The organism is Flavobacterium sp. W21_SRS_FM3, from assembly GCF_052113625.1.
Classification (GTDB): Bacteria; Bacteroidota; Bacteroidia; order Flavobacteriales; family Flavobacteriaceae; genus Flavobacterium.
The window spans coordinates 76,224-97,219 of record NZ_JBGQOD010000007.1; the positions used below are offsets into that span (position 1 = coordinate 76,224).

The following is a 20,996-nucleotide window of genomic DNA, read 5'->3' on the forward strand; positions in this document are numbered from 1 at the left end:
TAGAGACTCTTCTTTATTAATTGAAAAAGATGCCTGTACTTAAGCTTATGTACATAAAAATAGATTTTTTTGTCAAAAAAACTCTCGTGAAATTAAAGCTTAAATTATCGAAACGCTATTTATGAATGCTGGAATTTTAATTTTAAACTTGACTCTCACCGTTGACATCAGTTGTAAGAACAGTACTAAGATGGTCAAAAAACGGTCTTATAGTTTTAAAAATAGCATCGACTTTATTGATAAAATCATTATCTAAAACTTCTTCATCTGTAAATGCATGACGAAAGATAAATTGTTTGTGACGAATTAAATCAATTGCCTCATGATCTTTTGAAAATCCTTTAGGGAAAGTAGGCACTTTATTTCCTGCCATTTCGCCAAAATTAGTTTTAATTGATTTTGAGTTGAGAATTTTACGCCAAATCGACGGATTAATTTCTATGTCCTTTCTAATTCTTTTTAAGTCTTCGGGATTAGGAGAAAAGAAGCCACAGCCTAAGAAATTATTCCCAGGTTGGATATGCACATAATAGCCACCTCTCTTTAATTTAGTGGCTCGTTGCAAGCTAAAGGCAAATCTAGGTTTATACGGTGGTTTATCTTTGCTGAAACGCACATCGTTATAAATACGATACATACTTTTTTTGCCAGATACATTTTCAATATTATCATGGTTATTCATCAGAACGATTAGTTGGTCCACAAAAGCTATAATATTATCTTGTGCTTCAATATAAAGAGGCTTATTATCATTAAACCAATCTCTATTGTTGTTTAAAGCGAGATCATTTAAAAAAGAAAAGCTGTTTGCTGCTATTGTAGGGTTCTCCATTTGTATTAGGAACTATTTATAGGTTAGTATTTGTGTTAAAGCTATGTTTTCAAAATTAAGCAAGTTTTTCATGTGGTAACCGTAAACGGAGTTAAAATTGTCTTATAGCTTATTATGTATAGGTGATTTTTTAGCCCAGATAGAAGCGGCATCCTTTATTTCCGCCGCGGCGGAAATAAAGATAAAGCGGATAGCTGGATTTGCTCCTTATTCTAAAGAGTCTGGTAAATAGTACAACTGTCAGCTTCAATTGGTTTACTAACAGCAGTGACAGTCGGGATAAAATGTCATGTTGGCAGATTATTTTCCGCCATTTTAACAAAAACTGACAATTGATAAGAGGGTTTTGCGTTGGCACAAAGATTGCTTTATAGTCATCAAGTAATAAAAACGAGTATACATTAAATTAAATATATTAAAAATGGGTAAAATAATCGGAATTGATTTAGGTACGACAAACTCTTGTGTTTCTGTAATGGAAGGTAATGAAGCAGTTGTTATTCCTAACGCAGAAGGAAAAAGAACTACACCATCTATCATCGCTTTTGTTGAAGGTGGAGAAATTAAAGTGGGAGATCCAGCAAAAAGACAAGCGGTAACAAATCCTACCAAAACAATTGCTTCTATTAAACGTTTTATGGGACAAGGTTTTGGTGAAGTTTCGGCTGAAGCAAAAAGAGTTTCTTACAAGATTGTAAAAGGAGATAACAATACGCCACGTGTGGATATTGATGGACGTTTATATTCTGCTCAAGAATTGTCAGCAATGACTCTTCAAAAAATGAAAAAAACTGCTGAAGACTATTTAGGTCAAACAGTTACTGAAGCAGTTATTACTGTTCCTGCTTACTTTAATGATGCACAACGTCAAGCTACAAAAGAAGCTGGTGAAATTGCAGGTCTTAAAGTTATGCGTATAATCAATGAGCCAACTGCTGCGGCATTGGCTTACGGATTAGACAAAAAAGGAACTGATCAAAAAATTGCTGTTTACGATTTAGGTGGAGGTACATTTGATATTTCTGTTCTTGAATTAGGAGACGGAGTATTTGAAGTATTGTCTACAAATGGAGATACTCACTTAGGTGGAGATGATTTTGACCACGAAATTATTGACTGGTTAGCTGACGAATTTAAAGCTGAAGAAGGTATTGACTTGCGTCTTGACCCAATGTCATTACAACGTTTAAAAGAAGCTGCTGAGAAAGCTAAAATTGAATTGTCATCTTCTACTGAAACTGAAATCAACTTACCATACGTAACGGCTACAGCTTCAGGACCTAAGCACTTAGTCAAAAAATTATCTAGAGCTAAATTTGAGCAATTAACTGACTCATTAGTTAAACGTTCTATGGCACCAGTTGCTAAAGCGCTTAAAGATGCAGGTTTATCTGTTTCTGATATTGACGAAGTAATCCTTGTAGGAGGTTCTACTCGTATGCCAAGAATCGCTGATGAGGTGGAAAAATTCTTTGGTAAAAAAGCGTCTAAAGGCGTTAACCCTGATGAGGTTGTTGCAATTGGAGCAGCTATTCAAGGTGGAGTTCTTTCTGGAGATGTAAAAGATGTATTGTTACTTGACGTTACACCTTTATCTTTAGGTATCGAAACTATGGGTGGAGTTATGACTACATTAATTGAGTCTAACACCACTATCCCAACTAAAAAATCTCAAGTTTTCTCTACAGCTGCAGATTCTCAACCAACAGTTGAAATCCACGTTTTACAAGGAGCTAGAGCAATGGCTGCTGATAACAAAACTATTGGTCGTTTCCATTTAGATGGTATTCCACCAGCACCAAGAGGTGTTCCACAAATTGAAGTAACTTTTGACATTGATGCTAATGGTATCATCAAAGTTTCTGCAACTGATAAAGGAACTGGAAAATCTCACGATATTCGTATCGAAGCTTCTTCTGGATTAACAGCTGAAGAAATCGAAAGAATGAAACAAGACGCTGAAGCTAACGCTGAGTCTGATAAAATCGCTAGAGAAAGAGCTGAAAAATTGAACGAAGCAGATGGAATGATCTTCCAAACTGAAACTCAATTAAAAGAACTTGGTGATAAATTATCTGATGAAAACAAAGTTGCTGTTGAATATGCTTTAACTGAATTGAGAATGGCTCACCAATCTCAAGATCTTACTGCAATCCAAACTGCACTTGATAACATCAACGCTGCTTGGAAAACTGCTACTGAAGCAATGTACGCTCAAGGAGAACAAGGTCAAGCTGATGCACAGCCACAAGCTGATGCTCAAGGAGATGATGTTCAAGATGTAGATTACGAAGAAGTAAAATAATTATTTCCTGTAGAAACGTGATTTATTGCGTTTCTTACATCATATCAAAACCGTTCACTAGTAGTGAACGGTTTTTTTTGTTTACAATTATAGCATAGTTGAAAAGAACTGTTGTAATTAGTAAGCAATAACGGCATCTAATTTATCTGGTAAACATGATTAATCTCATGATTTAGGATGATAATTTCTATATATCTTTGTAATATTACTTCATATACATTTTTGAATGAGAAAGATAAAGTTTAAAAAAGGACGCAAGTCACAGCCCAATCATCTGGAATATACGGGAAGGCATAGAAAGATGGAATCTGAGATGCAATTGTTTGTCTATGATAATACTGACTTTATTGAATATGAGGATATTGATAGTGCAGATTTAAAGAGCACAATTAATAATCAAAAAACGAATTGGCTGAATCTTCATGGCCTCAACGAGATTGAGATTATTGAAGCTATTGGTGCTTTCTTTAAAATAGATAATTTTTTACTATCTGATATTTTAAATACGACTCGAAGAACTAAATTAGAGGAATCGCCAGACACTCTATTTTTTAATATTAAATCAATGTTGCCTACTGAAAATTCAGATAACATCAGTGTTGAGCAAATTAGTTTTCTTATAAAAAATAACGTGTTAATCTCTTTTCAAGAAAAACGAAGTGACTTTTTTTCGCATATTAGAGAGCGGATACGAACCTATTCAGGGAGTGTACGTACTAAAAAGGCCGACTTCTTACTGTACTTATTATTAGATGCGGTGATGGAAAATTTTTATATCACCATCGAAAATGAAGAAGACAAGGTAGAAGAGTTAATTAATCTCTCCAAGAATAGTGCTGATCCCAAGATTTTAATACGAATTGAGAAACACCGTGACAACTTTAATTTTTTAAAACGAGCCATCATTCCGCTTCGCGATTCTTTGTACGCAATTAAAAGTCTGAAGGAAGATGAAGATTTCAGTGTTATAGAACCAGAAACCTTTGGTTATTTTTCTCGTTTGCATCAAAAAAGTTTAGAGCTTTTAGAACAAATTGACTCTGATATGGGGATGTTAGAAAGTGCTTCTAATTTCTTTTTCTCTTCGCAGTCTCATAAGATGAATGAGATCATGAAAACACTTACGATCGTTTCGGCCATTTTTATTCCGTTAACCTTTATTGTAGGGGTTTATGGTATGAACTTTGAGCACATGCCTGAACTTAAATATCAAAATGGCTATTATGCTGTAATAGGAGTGATGGTGGTGATAGGAATTATAATGGTAATTTACTTTAAAAAGCGAAAATGGTTTTAGTACAAAACTTTAAGATGGTAAACAAGGTATAGTAGCTAATAGGGAGCAAAGCCTCGAGCGCCGCACTTAAGTAGAACTAAATATTCGGTTTAATAATAAGATTGAATGATTTTAATTTGAATATTAAAAAATAATTAGAAATGAATAAGGCAATTTATATAGCGACTTCAGAGCACAATAGTGGTAAATCTATTATAACATTGGGCTTGATGAGTATGTTGATTGGTAAAACAGCTAAAGTGGGTTATTTTAGACCTATTATAGAAGATTTTGAACATGGTAAATTAGACAACCATATAGAAACTGTAATTTCACATTTTAAATTAGATATTGATTTTGAAGATGCTTTTGCAATCACCAAAAGCAAACTAATTAAAAAGAAAAATAAAGGAAAAATAGGCGAGGTGCTCGACCTCATTATTGAAAAATACAAACGTTTAGAAGAACAATTTGATTTTGTCTTAGTAGAGGGAACTAGTTTTAGTGGAGAAGGCACTGTCATAGAACTAGATATGAATGTTCTAATTGCCAAGAATCTTGGAATACCTACGATTATAGTTGGCTCTGGAGTTGGAAAAACTTTAGAAGAGTTAATTGATAGTTTGTATTTAGCTTATGATTCATTCAAAGTGAAAGAAGTAGAGGTGCTAGCAGTAATTGCTAATAAGGTGCAACCTGAAAATATACAAGTGGTTACAGATGGATTGAGAAATAATTTGCCCACAGAAGTTTTGGTCAATGCCATTCCGATTATTTCTAGCTTGAACAATCCCACGATAAAGGAAATTGTGGATGAACTGGATGCTAAAGTTCTTTTTGGTCAAGAATTTTTAAATAATGAAATTGGTAATTTTAGTGTTGGTGCGATGCAATTGCGCAACTACTTACTTCATTTAAAAGAAAACGCTTTAGTAATTACTCCTGGAGATCGAGCGGATATTATATTAGGAGCACTCCAAGCTAATGAATCTGCTAATTACCCTACTATTTCGGGGATTGTATTGACAGGGAATATCATACCTGAAGACAGTATTCTAAAATTAATTGAAGGTCTAACTAGTATTGTTCCCATTATTTCAGTCGAAGGAGGCACCTATAGTATTACGAACAGAATTGGAAACATAAAGTCTAAGATATATGCTGATAATACGCAAAAAATAGAAACCTCCATTGCTACTTTTGAGAAGTATGTTGATATCGATAATCTATCGCAAAAATTAAGCGCTTTTGAAGCGGAAGGGATGACGCCTAAAATGTTTCAGTACAATCTAGTAAAAAGAGCTAAAAAACACCGGAAACATATTGTGTTGCCGGAAGGGAATGATGAACGTATCTTAATAGCTACTTCTCGTTTGTTGACGATGGATGTAGTGGATATTTCGATCATTGGAAATAAAAAACAAATTGAAGCGAAGGTGGCAGAATTAGGAATTACTTTTGATTTTTCGAAAGTAAAAATTATAAATCCTATTGAGTCAGTACATTATGAAGATTACGTCAACACTTATTATGAGTTGCGTAAAAAAAAGAATGTTACTATGGCTATGGCCAAAGATTTAATGGAAGACGTTTCGTATTTTGGAACCATGATGGTGTACAAAGGCGATGCAGATGGAATGGTTTCTGGAGCTGCTCACACCACGCAACATACCATTTTACCAGCCTTACAATTCATTAAAACGAAGCCCAATACTTGTATTGTATCTTCTATATTTTTTATGTGTTTAGAGGATCGAGTTTCAGTATTTGGTGACTGTGCGATCAATCCTAATCCCACTGCAGAACAGCTAGCAGAAATTGCGATATCTTCTGCTGATTCTAGTATGGCTTTTGGTATAGAGCCAAAAATTGCCATGCTGTCCTATTCGTCAGGTACTTCAGGAAAAGGGGATGAAGTAGAGAAAGTTCGTCAGGCGACTGAAATTGTTCGTTTAAAACGCCCTGATTTAAAAATCGAAGGACCTATTCAATACGATGCTGCAGTCGACATGGAAATTGGACAAAGTAAGATGCCAAACTCTGAAGTAGCGGGACAAGCCAGTGTACTTATTTTTCCAGACTTAAACACTGGAAATAATACGTATAAAGCCGTTCAAAGAGAAACAGGGGCCTTAGCTATAGGACCGATGTTGCAAGGTTTGAATAAACCAGTTAATGATTTAAGTAGAGGTTGTACTGTGGATGATATTATCAACACAGTAGTGATCACAGCGATTCAAGCACAAGGATTGTAAAGTTTTATAAAAAGATTGAAATATATAATAATTTAAAAACTAGTTGTTTTGTATTTCAATATCTGACTCTTTTTAATCTTTAAATTTTAAATTTTAGTTTAATGAAAATAGTTATAATAAATTCAGGAAGTTCTTCGATAAAGTACCAATTAATCAATATGCCTAGTCAAGAAGTGATTTGTAGTGGTATGATTGATAGAATAGGTTTAGAAAATTCAAATTTTACTTATGTGACTACCACTACAAAAGTAGAAGAAACTGTAGCCATTGCCAACCATAAAATAGGTTTAGAAAAGATTGCTCATTTATTAATGGACGACAATATTGGAGTAATTAAAAGCACTGACGAGATAGATGCGGTAGGACATCGTGTTGTGCATGGTGGTGCTAGTTTTTCGGACACTGTAGTAATAGATCAAGCGGTAAAAGACAAAATAAAGCAACTTTTTGAATTGGCTCCACTGCACAATCCTGCTAATTTGGAAGGGATCAATGTTGCTCAAGAAATTTTTGTATCAGCAAATCAAGTAGCTGTTTTTGATACTGCTTTTCATCAAACTATTCCAGTAGTAGCACATAAATATGCTATTCCAAATAACTTTCTAAAAGAAAATAAAATAAGGTTATATGGTTTTCACGGAACAAGTCATAAATATGTCTCTGAAAAAGCCATGGAATATTTAGAAAATAGTGACAAAATTATCACTATTCATTTAGGTAATGGCTGCAGTATGACTGCGATTAAAAATGGAGTAAGCATAGATCATTCGTTAGGTTTTGCACCTTCAAACGGATTAGTTATGGGTACACGCAGCGGAGATATTGATCATTCCCTAATATTTTATTTGATAAATACCGTAGGCTATACAGCTGATGAAGTAAATGCTATTTTACTTAAAAAAAGCGGAATGCTAGGTCTTACTGGCTTTAGCGACCTGAGAGATATTGAAGCTAGTGCTGAGGCTGGTAATGAGGATTGTTTGCTAGCATTATCCATGAATGCCTACCGAATAAAAAAATACATTGGTTCCTATGCCGCAGTTTTAAATGGCTTAGATGCGATTATATTTACAGCAGGAATTGGCGAAAATTCTTCTTATATCAGGAAATTAGTATGTACAGATATGGATTATTTTGGTATTCATCTCGATGATCAGAAAAACGAAATTCGCTCTAAGGAAATTAGAGAGATTAACACTTTAGATTCTAAAACTAAGATTATGGTTATTCCTACTAACGAGGAATTAGAAATAGCTAATCAAGTTTATGCACTACTTTCTTAAAATATAGAAGTGTTATTTTATGCAAAGCTTCTCCATGAGAAGCTTTTTTTATACCCTAAAATCGGATAAATGTAATTATATTTGAAAATAAAAACCTTCTCGAATTGAAAGCTAAGACAATACCACTATTCTTTTTCTTTTTTTTATCCATCCAATTATATGCTCAGGATTTACTGCCTTTTGTAGAAAATTACAACAAATCGGATTACCAAGGTGACAATCAGATTTGGAATGTTGCTCAAGGGAAGGATAATGCGATGTATTTTGCAAATAATCATTATTTACTACGTTATGATGGTATAAAATGGGAAAAGTACATGCTTCCAAATAAAACTATTATTCGTTCCATTTATATTGATGGAGATATTATATACTCTGGTTCCTATAAAGAATTTGGTTACTGGTATCGTAAAGAGGGCAAGATGAAATACGTTTCTATTTCTAAGGGCAGAAAGGTATTTGACGAAAAAGAAAATGAAGAGATCTGGAAAATTTTTAAGTTCAATGGGAAAATATATTTTCAGTCGTTTAAGGAAATTTTTATTTACGACTCTAAAGCTTTAAAAAAAGTAGTTCTTGCGCCTCTTATTTCCTATTGTTTTGTTGTGGATAATGAATTGCTAGTGGCTACAGTTAGTGATGGTGTACAAAAATTAATTGGAAATAAATTAGTTAAAATCAAAGGCTGGGATGTTTTAGAAAATAATGTGATTCATGCCATAGAAAAATACAAGGGGAGTACTTATATTTTTACCAAAAAAAATGGTGTTTATGTAGTGACGAATGGAGTAATACAACCATGGAAAAATCCGCTGAATGAGAGGTTGAAAAATGCGAGTATCAACATCGCTAAATTTCTCAAAAAGGATAAACTGATTATAGGTACTGCAAGTAATGGCGTTTATTTAGTGAATCTTAACGATAATTCCTTTATCAATATTAACCGTGATAATGTATTGATGAATAACTCTGTTTTAAGTGTAGGTCAAGATAAGGAATTCAATGTTTGGTTAGGGTTAGATAACGGTATTGCTTATATAGAAGTAAATTCACCTACGGCTATTTTTTATGATAATTCGGGCACACTGGGATCTGTTTACTCTGTAGTCAAGACAAGAAAAGGTTACTTGTTAGCATCTAATCATGGTGTTTATACCTATGAAGGAAATCAATTTTCATTAGTACCTAGTTCGCAAGGGCAGGCTTGGAATATAAATAAAATAGGGGATAAGTATATAATTGGACATAACGAAGGTACTTATCTATACGAGAAGGGACACTATTCGAAATTTAACGGCATTAATGGCGGCTGGAATTTGATCAAAAGTAATGTTGATAATTCGTACTTGCAAGCAACTTATAGTGGGGTTTATATATATGATGACTTGAGGAATTCTTCTGAAAAAGTAATGCTGAAAAATCTATTAAAGCCCATAAAGTACGTCGCTCAAAATAAAAAGAATGAAATTTGGGCTGCTGATAATTATAGGGGATTGTACCGTATTAAATACAATGACAAATACGAAACTAAAGTTGAGAATATCACCCAAAAGAGTGGTATTACAAACGATTTTGGTGTAAAATTATTTGAATTTAGAAATGATATATTGTTTTTGATTCATAACAGCTGGTACACTTTTAATTCCATCTCAAATCAGCTAGAAAAGAATGATTTATTTAATTCTAATTTTGTAAATGTATCTGATATCGTGAAAATTGATGATAACCACTTTATCATACTGCAGGACGGTTTACTATATCAGGTATATGCTAAAGGAAATGCATTTGTACGAAGTCTGATTCAGGAGAAATACTACAAAGGGAAAATAATCAATGATAATTTAAAGATCTTCAAAGATGGAGACAATTATTTATTGAATTTAGATGATGGATTTATTTTGCTACAGCTTAACAATAGTAATAGTAAAGTACCCCAACTAAAAATTGAAGCCTTTAACAATCAACAATTAGTTGCTAATAATTCTAAAATTAAATATAATTCAGAAATACGAATTCACGTTATTTCTGGAATTTACGGTGCAACAAAACCTAGTCTATTTTATAAGGTAAATGATTCTAAGAATTTTACACCTATAAATGACGGACAAATTATTTTGAATAATCTAGATAGCGGTACTAATATCTTTACAGTATTCAATCATGATGGATTGCAGTACAACAAGATTTCCAATTTTACTTTTGAAGTCTCAAAACCTTGGTATTTCTCCTTTTGGATGATTTTATTGTATTTCCTTTTTATAGGTTCAATTTTGTATGTTTATTACAAATGGAATAAAATGAGGTACGTTCAAAAACTCGCTTTGAGAGAAGAAGAACTAAGACATCAAAAGAAAATTCTAGAAATGGAACTTAAGGCAGAGAATGAATTGAACAGCCAAGAATATGAAAAACATATTTTGGAATTAGAACTGCAGTCTAAATCATCAGAGGTTGCTGGTAAATCACTTTCAATTGCTAAACAAAGTGAAATGATTGAAAGTATCCAAGCTATTTTAGATAGTGAAACAGATTTAAACAAACTCAAAAGTGAAATTAAAAAAGCGATCAAAATTAATGCAGTTAATAAGCACGAATGGGAAACCTTTGAAACTAACTTGAATCAGATTCACAATGAATTTATTATTAAACTTTCTCAAAAATATCCCAATCTCACTCCAAAGGATATTAAGCTTTGTATCTATTTAAAAATGAATCTTTCTTCGAAAGAAATTGCTCCTTTAATGAATATTTCATTTAGAGGAGTTGAATTACATCGTTATAGATTAAGGAAAAAATTACAACTCGTACCCGACGATAACCTATCAAAGTTTTTATTATCGTTATAAAAACACTTCTTTTTTTATAGATAATTTATTTTTTAGGGTAATTTTTAACACAATTACAACACATCATTACTACATCATATAGGTATAATCGACTTTCATTCAAAGGCTCCTTAATGCTCGAAATCATTGATGTCTGCTGGTTTTTATGGCTTCTGATGTAGTTATGTAGTATTTCTCATTTAGTTACTATAACGTTGTAATTGTCTAATTTGGCTCAACTAACTTTAACAAATTATTAATACATGAGAAATTTTATTTTTAGCTTTTTAGCACTCATTCTACTTCCAGCATATATGTCTGGTCAAGTAATAAAGGGAAAAGTACTAGATAAACAAGGAATTGGAATACCAGGAGCAATTGTGGTTTCACCGACTTCTAATACTGATACTGATTTTGACGGAAATTTTAATATTAACGCCTCTGTAGGGGATGTATTAAAAATAAGTATGTTGGGTTTTGAAGCTGTTTCTATCAAAGCGACATTAAATCCAATGACCATAACAATGTTAGAATCTCAAGATACAGCATTGCAAGAAGTTGTAATCATTGGATATGGTACAAGAAAAATAATTGACAATACTGCAGCAGTTACTTCTTTAAAAGCTGAGGAAATTTCTAAAACTAAAGTATTGAATGCTTCACAAGCCATACAAGGTAAAGCAGCTGGAGTACAAGTAGTTTCATCAGATTTACCAGGAAGTACTCCTTCGGTTATTATTAGAGGTTTAGGTACAGCACTTGGAGGAAGAACACCTTTGTATATTGTAGATGGGATGCCTACTGAAAACATCAATAACATTAATACAAATGATATTACATCATATGAAATTTTAAAAGATGCATCTGCATTAGCTATTTATGGTACTAGAGCTGCGAACGGAGTAATTATCATTACAACCAAAAAAGGAAAAGGTGACGGTGTTACCGTTGAAGTTGAAAGTTTCGCTGGTTTTAGAGAGCCTTTGAAAAAAGTAAAAATGGCAGGAAGTAATAAATATGCTTATTATTCTAATTCCGCCTTACAAACAACAACGTTTTCTCAGGATCAACCTGTAAATACAGATTGGTTCGATGAAATTACTAGAACCGGTGTGTATACACAAAATAATATATCTGTTTCTGGATCTACAGAAAACATAAAATATTTCTTTAGTTTAGGAAATTATGAAGAGAAAGCGGTTCTTAATGGGTTAGATTATAGTCGTACTACTTTTAGAAACAATAATGAGTACAAGATTTCTAAAAAACTTACAGTAAATCAAAATTTCAGTTTGGGGGTAACTAATTCAACGCCTAAGCCTCTGAGTGCATTTACGAATGCTTATAAGCAATCACCTATTATTCCTGTACGTTTTTCAATGGGGCAATATGGTGTATCATTTGTTGGTAATGATGGGTTTGCAGGCACTACAGGGTCCTCTTTTAACAATGTAGGGAACCCAGTTGCACAATTAGACTTTTTTGATGAAGAACAAAAAAGTGTAATCTTACAAGGAGGTTTAAAATTAGATTATGAAATTGTAAAATCGTTAAAATTTACTTCTCAATTTAATGGTGAATATTATACGTGGAAGAACTATAATTTTGAAGATACTAAAAACATTTGGTTAGCTGCTGATCCTAGTCGAATGGGATCTCAATACAATGCAACGGCCAATGTTAACTTATTAACAAAAGGTAGAAACGAATATTTTAATTGGAACTTATCAAATTACATTACATATAATGAAGTATTTGGGGAAATCCATGATATTGAATTAACAGGAGGTATCGAAACCTCTATCAAAGGGGCAAGAGAACAATTAACAATCTCTAGAAAAAATGTAAATGCTAATGCTAATTACTGGTCTTTAAAAGACGTTAATGAGGTAGCAAATGTTACAAATTATAAGGATGAAGTTTTTAATGAAACTAAGTTGGCTTCTTATTTTGGACGTTTTCAATATAAATTAATGGACAGGTACCTGATTACGGGTACAATTAGACGTGATGGTTCTTCTAATTTTGGTAAAGATTACCGTTGGGGAACTTTTCCAGCATTTGGTTTAGGATGGGTTGTAAGTAAGGAAGATTTCATGGCAAATGTTAAAGGAATCAATCTATTAAAATTAAGAGGGGGTTGGGGTAAACTAGGGAACCAAAATGTCCCACTTAATAATCAAGCATACTCTTCTGGTTTAAGTAGTTATTTAGGTGGTTCAATATTATATGAAGGAACGACAATTAATTCTCAAGTTGACCCAAGTTTATCATGGGAAATTACTGAAGAAGCTTCTGCTGGTTTAGATTTTGAATTGCTAGATAGTAGGTTAAAAGGTTCGTTTGATGTTTACGATAAAACTACAACAAATGTGATTCTAAATACTAAACCTTACATCACATCTGGAATAAGTATTGCTTCACCAGCTCATGTTGGAGAAGTTTCTAATAAAGGATACGAAGTTGCATTACGTTGGGATGACAAAGTTTCTGAAGAATTAAGTTACTGGGTTGGAGGAAATTTCTCTAATAATACAAATGAATTAAAAAGTTTGAAAGATGCTACTCTTGCACCAATTAATGGAGGAGGTTTAGGAAATGGACAATGGACTAAATTACTAGATAATACATCTATAGGAAAGCCATTGGGTAGTTTTTACATGTATGATTATGCTGGTTTTGATCCAGAAAATGGTAAAATGTTATATTATTCAGCAGATGGTACAAAGGTAACTCAAGATGCTTTAGATGCTAATAAAGATAAAAAATATACAGGTTCTATTTTGCCAAGTTCAACTTATGGAGTTACTCTAGGAGTTAATTTTAAGAACTTTGATTTGTCTATTGATGGATATGGAACTTCTGGAGCAAAAGTGTACAATGGTAAAAAAGCACAGCGTTTTTCAGGAGAAAATATAGAAGAATCGTTAGCCACAAATTTCTGGACAATAAACAACACTTCAGCTTCAAAGCCTGCACCATTTAATCAAGTTCCAGTTGCTTCTACCTATTATCTAGAATCTGGAGATTTCTTCAGAGTAAATAACATTAGTTTAGGATACAAACTTCCATTAGTGGAGAACAGCTTCTTGAATTATTGTAGAATATATGTAAACGCTATAAACCCATTTATTACACAAAAGTTCTCTGGTTTTTCTCCAGAATTAAATGGTAATGGGGACCCTTATGGTAGTCAAGGTATTGAGCTAGATGCCTACCCAACTTTAAGATCACTCGTAATTGGTGCTAATTTAAAATTTTAATACAATGAAAAAGATATATATATCACTATTTGTACTATCCGCCTACTTTTTTTCTGGATGTTCAAACGATTATTTAGATGTTGATCAAACAGAATCTATCTCGACAAAAGATATTGCTTTATTTAACAATGATGAAGGGGCAACTACTTTTGTTACTGCAATCTACAGTAAATTCTTAGACTGGAATATGACGTCATTTTCATGGATAGGAGTGACAAGTATTGCTTCTGATGATGCTGATAAAGGTTCTTCTCCAGGTGATACAGGTTCTGATAAAGACGTTATGGACGCGTTGACTTATAATCCTTCAACTCCATCAACTAGTGAAATTTTTGGTGCTAATTATGAAGGTATTAATAGATGCAATCAGGCACTCAATATTGTACCTCAATTAGACAAAGCAAATCCAGCTTTACGTTCTAGGCTAATAGGTGAAGCTAAATTTTTAAGAGCTTTTATGTATTTCACATTGGTAAAAACCTACGGAGGAGTTCCAATTATAGATCATTTGCCAAACCCTTCTTCTGATGAAGATAGAATTATGCAACTGACACGTAAAACTTCTGCTGAAGTATATGCTTTTATCGAAAATGATTTAGCAGACGCTATTGCCGCATTACCTACTAAATCACAATATGCAGCTTCAGAAAAAGGACGAGCTTCAAAAGGAGCTGCTTACGCCTTATTAGCGAAAGTAAATTTATATCAAAAGCAATGGCAAAAAGTAGTTGACAACTGTAATATGGTTACAGGATATTCAATCGTACCAGATTATGCGTCTATGTTTAGACTTGCTGGAGAAAATGATGCAGAGTCTATTTTCGAAATTCAAAGTACTGGTGCAGTTCCAGCTAAAGGTATTGAGGGGTATTCTGCAACTCAAGGTGCCCGTGGTGCTGGTGGATGGGGATGGGGTTTCAATACACCTTCTCAAAGTTTAGTAAATGCTTATGAACCAGGTGATGTCAGAAAAAATGCAACCATTATTTTTGCGGGAACCACGTTATATGATGGTAGAGTAGTACCTACAACGGTTGAAAATCCTAGATACAATTATAAAGCATATTCTTCTGCTTATACTGATGCTTGGCAAACGGATGCTAACATCAAATATTTGAGATATGCTGAAGTAGTATTGATGAAGGCTGAAGCGTTAAATGAACTAGATCAAACTCCTGCTGCAATTCTTTTATTAAACCAAATTAGAAAAAGAGCGGAACTAGGTAATACAACTGCAGTTTCTAAAGCAGATGTGAGAATGGCTATCTGGAAAGAAAGAAGAGTAGAAATGGCTTTTGAACATGACCGCTTTTATGATTTAGTAAGAACTGGTCAGGCTGTTGCTGCCTTTGCAATTGATGGTAAAACATTTGTTGCTGGAAAACATGAATTATTTCCGTTGCCACAAGCTTTCATTACTCAATCAAACGGATTGTCTACACAAAATCCAGGGTATTAATTTTAAACAACAGTAAACATGAAAAACAATAAATATATATACTTATTTACTTCAGTTCTTATGTCACAGTTTTTTATAAGCTGTAATGAGGATAGTATTGATAAAGTAAACAGCCCGATTCCTTATGAATCCATTGGTGGATACGATAATTCTGATGACATTGCCTCTAGTAATTTGATTACAAAAGTAAGTTTTGAAAATAGCGTAACAGATTCAAAAAACGGAATAAGTGGTGGTCTTGGGACCGCTGTAACCTATGCACCTGGAATAAAGGGACAGGCTTATAAAGGATCTTCAAGTTCTTTTATTGCTTATAATACGGTTGCAAGTTCCTTGAAAGAAGTGAAGAGTATCACTGTTTCTATGTGGATTAATACCAATCCACATACTGGAGGAGCACAATCATTATTTATGTTGCCGAAAACTACTGATTTTTGGGGTAATATCTTCACATTGATTGAAGGTACTGGGCCAGCAACTACTATGTTAATGAAGAATCACATTCAAAAGGATGTCACGCCTAGTATTCCGTGGTCAGGTCAGTTTATAGAACACAATGGTACAAACCTATTGCCTAATATGTTTGGATCATGGAAGCATGTAGTATGGATGTATAACGGAACTAGTTCTACTTATAGCATGTATATAGATGGAAAAAAACTTGATTTGCCAACTTCATTAGCGAAGCGATATGCTAGCGATCCTCTTACAGGAGGAGTTGCTTATGGCGAATTAGCAAATTCAAATGTTTCTAAATTCATTATTGGAGGTTTTCAACAACATTTAGGAGCTCCTTGGGGTGCTGCTGATGGATGGATGTTAAACTATACAGGATTAATGGACGAGTTTAGAATTTATAACACTGTACTAACTGATAATGAAGTAGTAGCACTCTATAAGTTAGAAAAAGACAACAGATAAAAATTGTAAGAGCTAGTTTTAAAAAACTAGCTCTTAAATTATGAACAATATTATTTTATGAAAATGAAAATTTCAATATGCTTGTTAATAATAAGTCTCTTTAACTCTTGTTCATCATCATCTGATGAAAAAGGGACAAATGGAGGTACACCACTACCTACTACTCCAGATGCAACAGTTACTCCATTGACAGATACTGAAGCACTTGACCAAGTTCAAAAAGATGCACTTAAATATTTTTGGGAATATGCTGAAACTAATTCGAAATTAGCGAGAGAACGCTATTATACAAATGAACCTGCTTTTGAATCAAATATAGTTACAACAGGTGGATCTGGTTTTGGTTTAATGACCATTATAGCAGGAGTTGATAGAGGTTTTGTGCCTAGAGTAGAAGCTGTTTCCAGATTGACTACGGCAATGAATTTTCTTGAAAAAGCAGAACGCTTTCACGGTGCCTGGCCGCATTGGATTAATGGTAACGACGGAAAAGTAATCCCTTTTGGTACAAAAGATAATGGTGGAGATTTAGTAGAAACTTCATTTTTGTGTCAAGGATTATTGACTGTTAGAGAATATTTTAAAAATGGAACTACGGCTGAAAAAGCTTTGGCTACTAAGGCTGATGAACTTTGGAAAGGAGTAGAGTGGGATTGGTATACTAAAGGAGAAGAAGCTTTATACTGGCACTGGTCTCCTAATTATGGATGGGAAATGAATTTCAAGTTAGAAGGCTACAATGAATGTTTAATTACTTATGTAATGGCAGTTTCATCTCCTACACATCCTATTTCTGTTGCTGCATACCATAAAGCTTGGGCTAGAAGCGGAGCCATTAAAAGTGGAGCATCACAATATGGTATTCCCGTAGTATTTAATTATAATGGGGCAAGTGGAAATGTTGGACCTATGTTTTGGTCGCACTATTCTTACCTAGGTTTAGATCCCACTAATTTGAACGATCAATACGCTAACTACTGGACGCTGACGCAAAATCATGCAAAAATCATGCATCAGCACGCAGTTGTTAATCCGAAACAATGGAAAGGTTATTCTGAAAAATGTTGGGGTTTAACAGCTAGTTATACGAGAAACGCTGACGGATCTACTGGATATGCAGCTCATCAGCCGAATAACGATTTAGGTGTTATTTCACCCACTGCAGCCTTATCTTCATTCCCTTTTACGCCAGCTGAATCATTGAAATTTTTACATTATTTATATGATGAAAAAAAACCTGAATATGTGGGAATAGCAGGACCGTATGATGCTTTCTCACCTCATTATAACTGGGTTACTCCAAGGTATTTAGCTATAGATCAAGGGACTATTGTACCTATGATCGAAAACTATCGTTCAGGTCTATTATGGAAATTATTTATGAACGCTCCAGAAGTGAAACCAGGTTTATTAAAATTAGGTTTTCATTCTGGGAAATATAACTTTTAAGAAATGTTTAAATATTTAATTTTTGGAATAACGCTTTTATTTTCAGTAAACTCCAGTGCTCAAACAAATATTACAGGAAAATTCAATACCGAAATAGTTACTACGCACACACTAAATTATGCTTTGCATGTACCTAAAAGTGTTAAAGAGAAAAAACCACTGCTAATTTTTTTACATGGGTCTGGTGAGAAAGGAACTGATATTGAATTAGTAAAAGTGCATGGTCCTTTTAAATATTTAAAGTCAAACGAATTGGATGCTTACGTCCTGGCTCCTCAATGTCCAGAAAATGAATATTGGGATTCGGAAGTATTGTACCAACTGATTTTAAAAATTCAAAAAGAGAACAACATTGATCCCAACAGAATTTATTTAACTGGATTAAGTATGGGAGGCTGGGGAGCATGGAATTTAGCTTTTGCACATCCTGAAATGTTTGCTGCTTTAGTCCCTATTGCTGGATTTGTAGATCGTGTTCCAATGATTGAAAACTGTAAAATAGGAGCGATTCCTACAAAGATCTTTCACGGCCTAGTGGATGATGTGGTCAATGTGGACTATTCCATTACAATTTATAAAAAATTGAAGAAATGCAATCCTAACATCTCTCTTACCATTTTTGATAATGCAGGTCATGACAGCTGGACTCGAGTATACGACAATAAAGAAATTTACGATTGGATGTTCCATCAAACAAAAAAATAACAAAATGAATAACAAATTAATTATAGCGTTTTTATGTTTTTCTCTATTTGGCTACAGCCAAAAAAAAGCATTTAAAAAAGCAATTGCGATTAAACCAAAAGCTGAGTTTGTGGCTGATTTAATGGCAAAAATGACAATAGATGAGAAAATAGGACAATTAAATTTACCTACATCAGGAGATATCACCACAGGAGCTGCTAACAGTTCTAATGTGGCCAAAAATATCGAAGAAGGTAAAGTAGGCGGTTTATTTAATATTAAGTCGGCACAAAAGATTAGAGAAGTTCAAAAAGTAGCTGTTGAAAAAAGCCGTCTGAAAATTCCATTGCTTTTTGGAATGGATGTAATCCATGGTTACGAAACTACATTTCCTATTCCGCTTGGATTATCTTGTACTTGGGACATGAAATTAATTGAACGCAGTGCTCAAATTGCCGCTCAAGAAGCCAGTGCTGACGGAATCAACTGGACATTTTCACCAATGGTTGATATTTCTCGTGACCCACGCTGGGGAAGAGTTTCAGAAGGATCTGGTGAAGATGCTTATTTAGGAAGCCAAATTGCAAAAGCAATGGTCAACGGTTACCAACAAGATGACCTTTCAAAAAACAATTCTATTTTATCCTGTGTAAAACATTTTGCTTTATATGGTGCTGCCGAAGCGGGACGGGATTACAATACCGTTGATATGAGTAAAATAAAAATGTACAACGAATACTTTCCTCCTTACAAGGCAGCTGTTGATGCAGGTGCAGGTTCAGTGATGGCTTCGTTTAATGAAATTGACGGGATTCCTGCAACAGGAAATAAATGGTTGATGACTGATGTACTAAGAAAAGAATGGGGCTTTAAAGGCTTTGTTGTAACGGACTATACTGGTATTCCTGAGATGATGGCACATGGAATGGGCGATTTACAAACGGTATCTGCTCTAGCATTAAATGCTGGAATTGAAATGGATATGGTAGGAGAAGGTTTTTTGACCACCTTGAAGAAGTCTTTGGCAGAAAATAAAGTGACTATGGAGCAAATTGATAATGCGGTTCGTCTTATTTTAAATGCTAAATATGATCTTGGACTTTTTCAAGACCCTTACAAATACTGCGATGTAAAAAGAGCTAAAACCGAAGTTTTCACAACATCAAATAGAGCAGAAGCTAGAAATATCGCTGCTCAATCATTAGTCTTACTTAAAAATGAAAAACAAGTATTGCCTTTAAAAAAGTCTGGAACTATTGCTGTTATAGGGCCCTTGGCTGATGCCAAAGAAAATATGGCTGGTACCTGGAGTGTGGCTACTAATATGGATAAATCAATTTCCTTGATAGCCGGAATTAAAGAAGTTGCAGCTAATGCAAATGTGCTTTACGCCAAAGGAAGTAATCTAGATTATGATGCTGCATTTGAAGAAAAAGCGACTATGTTCGGAAAAACATTACATCGTGATGATAGAACAAAAGAGGCATTATTAGCAGAAGCATTAAAAATTGCGAATCAATCTGATGTTATCGTGGCAGCGCTTGGAGAATCTGCTGAAATGAGTGGAGAAAGCAGTAGCAGAACGAATATCGAAATTCCACAAGCGCAAAAAGACTTATTGCAAGAATTACTAAAAACAGGAAAACCGGTTGTATTAGTTTTGTTTACTGGGCGACCTTTAGTTTTAGTACAAGAGAATGAAACGGTACCCGCAATTTTGAATACTTGGTTTGCAGGAAGTGAAGCGGGAAGCGCAATCGCAGATGTTTTATTTGGTGATGAAAACCCTTCTGGAAAATTGACAACGACTTTCCCGAGAAGTGTAGGTCAAGTACCTATTTATTACAGTCACAAAAATACCGGTAGACCACTAGGAAATAAAGAAGGGAAATTCGAAAAATTCAAATCTAATTATATTGATGAAAGAAACGAACCATTATATCCTTTTGGTTTTGGGTTGAGTTACACCACATTTAACTATTCTAATCTAAAAATTTCTTCTGAGAAGATGAATTTTAACGACAAGATCAATGTTAGTGTTGACGTTACAAATACTGGAAATTATGACGGAAAAGAAGTAGTTCAATTGTATTTAAGAGATGTAGTTGGTTCTGTTACAAGACCAGTAAAAGAGTTAAAAGGATTTCAAAAAATAGCCCTTAAAAAAAGGGAGAAAAAAACAGTGACTTTTCAAATTTCATCTGAAGATTTGCAATTTTATAATTCTGATTTGGAATTTGCAGCTGAACCAGGACAATTTGAAGTTTTCATTGGTGGAAGCTCTGATACAGAAAGTAAAGTTGGTTTTGAGTTAAATAAATAGTTTGGTTTTTATTTCAACTTGGTTGGCCCTTCGGTTTGAATACCGAAGGGCTTTTTAAAAAGGAAAGTCTAGTAGTGTGCCCGCCGTTATTTAATATGGTTTTACTATTTTAGCTTCTCTA

The 20,996-nt window shown here is 33.8% G+C and carries 12 protein-coding genes; 11 read left to right on the forward strand and 1 reads right to left on the reverse strand.

Annotated features, from left to right (window positions below):
• Window positions 1-142: 142 nt before the first annotated feature.
• Complete coding sequence (locus ACEN2K_RS11490) at window positions 143-832, reverse strand: DUF2461 domain-containing protein (protein ID WP_441759468.1); 690 nt, start codon at window positions 830-832, stop codon at window positions 143-145.
• Between the two features lie 421 nt (window positions 833-1,253).
• Here ACEN2K_RS11490 and dnaK point away from each other — a divergent pair, with 421 nt between their 5' ends.
• The 11 genes from dnaK to bglX all read left to right on the forward strand — a co-directional run bounded on the left by dnaK (window position 1,254) and on the right by bglX (window position 20,875).
• The gene (dnaK, locus tag ACEN2K_RS11495; protein WP_441759469.1) at window positions 1,254-3,137 is read left to right on the forward strand and encodes a molecular chaperone DnaK; all 1,884 of its coding nucleotides are present in this window, start codon (window positions 1,254-1,256) and stop codon (window positions 3,135-3,137) included.
• Between the two features lie 226 nt (window positions 3,138-3,363).
• A complete protein-coding gene (corA, locus tag ACEN2K_RS11500) occupies window positions 3,364-4,434 on the forward strand; it encodes a magnesium/cobalt transporter CorA (RefSeq protein WP_441759470.1) in 1,071 nt (356 codons plus the stop codon).
• Between the two features lie 140 nt (window positions 4,435-4,574).
• Window positions 4,575-6,668, forward strand: a complete 2,094-nt coding sequence (pta, locus tag ACEN2K_RS11505; RefSeq protein ID WP_441759471.1) for a phosphate acetyltransferase — start codon at window positions 4,575-4,577, stop codon at window positions 6,666-6,668.
• 101 nt (window positions 6,669-6,769) lie between these two features.
• Window positions 6,770-7,951 (forward strand): acetate/propionate family kinase, encoded by a 1,182-nt coding sequence (locus ACEN2K_RS11510; RefSeq protein ID WP_441759472.1) that lies wholly within the window; start codon window positions 6,770-6,772, stop codon window positions 7,949-7,951.
• Window positions 7,952-8,055: 104 nt separating this feature from the next.
• Window positions 8,056-10,797 (forward strand): histidine kinase, encoded by a 2,742-nt coding sequence (locus ACEN2K_RS11515; protein WP_441759473.1) that lies wholly within the window; start codon window positions 8,056-8,058, stop codon window positions 10,795-10,797.
• 242 nt (window positions 10,798-11,039) lie between these two features.
• Window positions 11,040-14,039, forward strand: a complete 3,000-nt coding sequence (locus ACEN2K_RS11520; protein WP_441759474.1) for a SusC/RagA family TonB-linked outer membrane protein — start codon at window positions 11,040-11,042, stop codon at window positions 14,037-14,039.
• Between the two features lie 4 nt (window positions 14,040-14,043).
• Window positions 14,044-15,498, forward strand: a complete 1,455-nt coding sequence (locus ACEN2K_RS11525) for a RagB/SusD family nutrient uptake outer membrane protein (RefSeq protein ID WP_441759475.1) — start codon at window positions 14,044-14,046, stop codon at window positions 15,496-15,498.
• Between the two features lie 18 nt (window positions 15,499-15,516).
• Window positions 15,517-16,419, forward strand: coding sequence for a LamG-like jellyroll fold domain-containing protein (locus tag ACEN2K_RS11530; protein WP_441759476.1), 903 nt, complete (start codon window positions 15,517-15,519; stop codon window positions 16,417-16,419).
• Window positions 16,420-16,476: 57 nt separating this feature from the next.
• Window positions 16,477-17,868 (forward strand): glucoamylase family protein, encoded by a 1,392-nt coding sequence (locus ACEN2K_RS11535; RefSeq protein ID WP_441759477.1) that lies wholly within the window; start codon window positions 16,477-16,479, stop codon window positions 17,866-17,868.
• Window positions 17,869-17,871: 3 nt separating this feature from the next.
• The gene (locus ACEN2K_RS11540; protein ID WP_441759478.1) at window positions 17,872-18,573 is read left to right on the forward strand and encodes a prolyl oligopeptidase family serine peptidase; all 702 of its coding nucleotides are present in this window, start codon (window positions 17,872-17,874) and stop codon (window positions 18,571-18,573) included.
• 4 nt (window positions 18,574-18,577) lie between these two features.
• Window positions 18,578-20,875, forward strand: coding sequence for a beta-glucosidase BglX (gene bglX, locus ACEN2K_RS11545; protein ID WP_441759479.1), 2,298 nt, complete (start codon window positions 18,578-18,580; stop codon window positions 20,873-20,875).
• Window positions 20,876-20,996: the final 121 nt, after the last annotated feature.

Excerpts from the sequence above, each read along its gene's own strand:
- ACEN2K_RS11490 (WP_441759468.1), bottom strand. The coding sequence starts at position 832 with ATGGAGAACCCTACAATAGCAGCAAACAGCTTTTCTTTTTTAAATGAT.
- dnaK (WP_441759469.1), top strand. The coding sequence starts at position 1,254 with ATGGGTAAAATAATCGGAATTGATTTAGGTACGACAAACTCTTGTGTT.
- corA (WP_441759470.1), top strand. The coding sequence starts at position 3,364 with ATGAGAAAGATAAAGTTTAAAAAAGGACGCAAGTCACAGCCCAATCAT.
- pta (WP_441759471.1), top strand. The coding sequence starts at position 4,575 with ATGAATAAGGCAATTTATATAGCGACTTCAGAGCACAATAGTGGTAAA.
- ACEN2K_RS11510 (WP_441759472.1), top strand. The coding sequence starts at position 6,770 with ATGAAAATAGTTATAATAAATTCAGGAAGTTCTTCGATAAAGTACCAA.
- ACEN2K_RS11520 (WP_441759474.1), top strand. The coding sequence starts at position 11,040 with ATGAGAAATTTTATTTTTAGCTTTTTAGCACTCATTCTACTTCCAGCA.
- ACEN2K_RS11525 (WP_441759475.1), top strand. The coding sequence starts at position 14,044 with ATGAAAAAGATATATATATCACTATTTGTACTATCCGCCTACTTTTTT.
- ACEN2K_RS11530 (WP_441759476.1), top strand. The coding sequence starts at position 15,517 with ATGAAAAACAATAAATATATATACTTATTTACTTCAGTTCTTATGTCA.
- ACEN2K_RS11535 (WP_441759477.1), top strand. The coding sequence starts at position 16,477 with ATGAAAATGAAAATTTCAATATGCTTGTTAATAATAAGTCTCTTTAAC.
- ACEN2K_RS11540 (WP_441759478.1), top strand. The coding sequence starts at position 17,872 with ATGTTTAAATATTTAATTTTTGGAATAACGCTTTTATTTTCAGTAAAC.
- bglX (WP_441759479.1), top strand. The coding sequence starts at position 18,578 with ATGAATAACAAATTAATTATAGCGTTTTTATGTTTTTCTCTATTTGGC.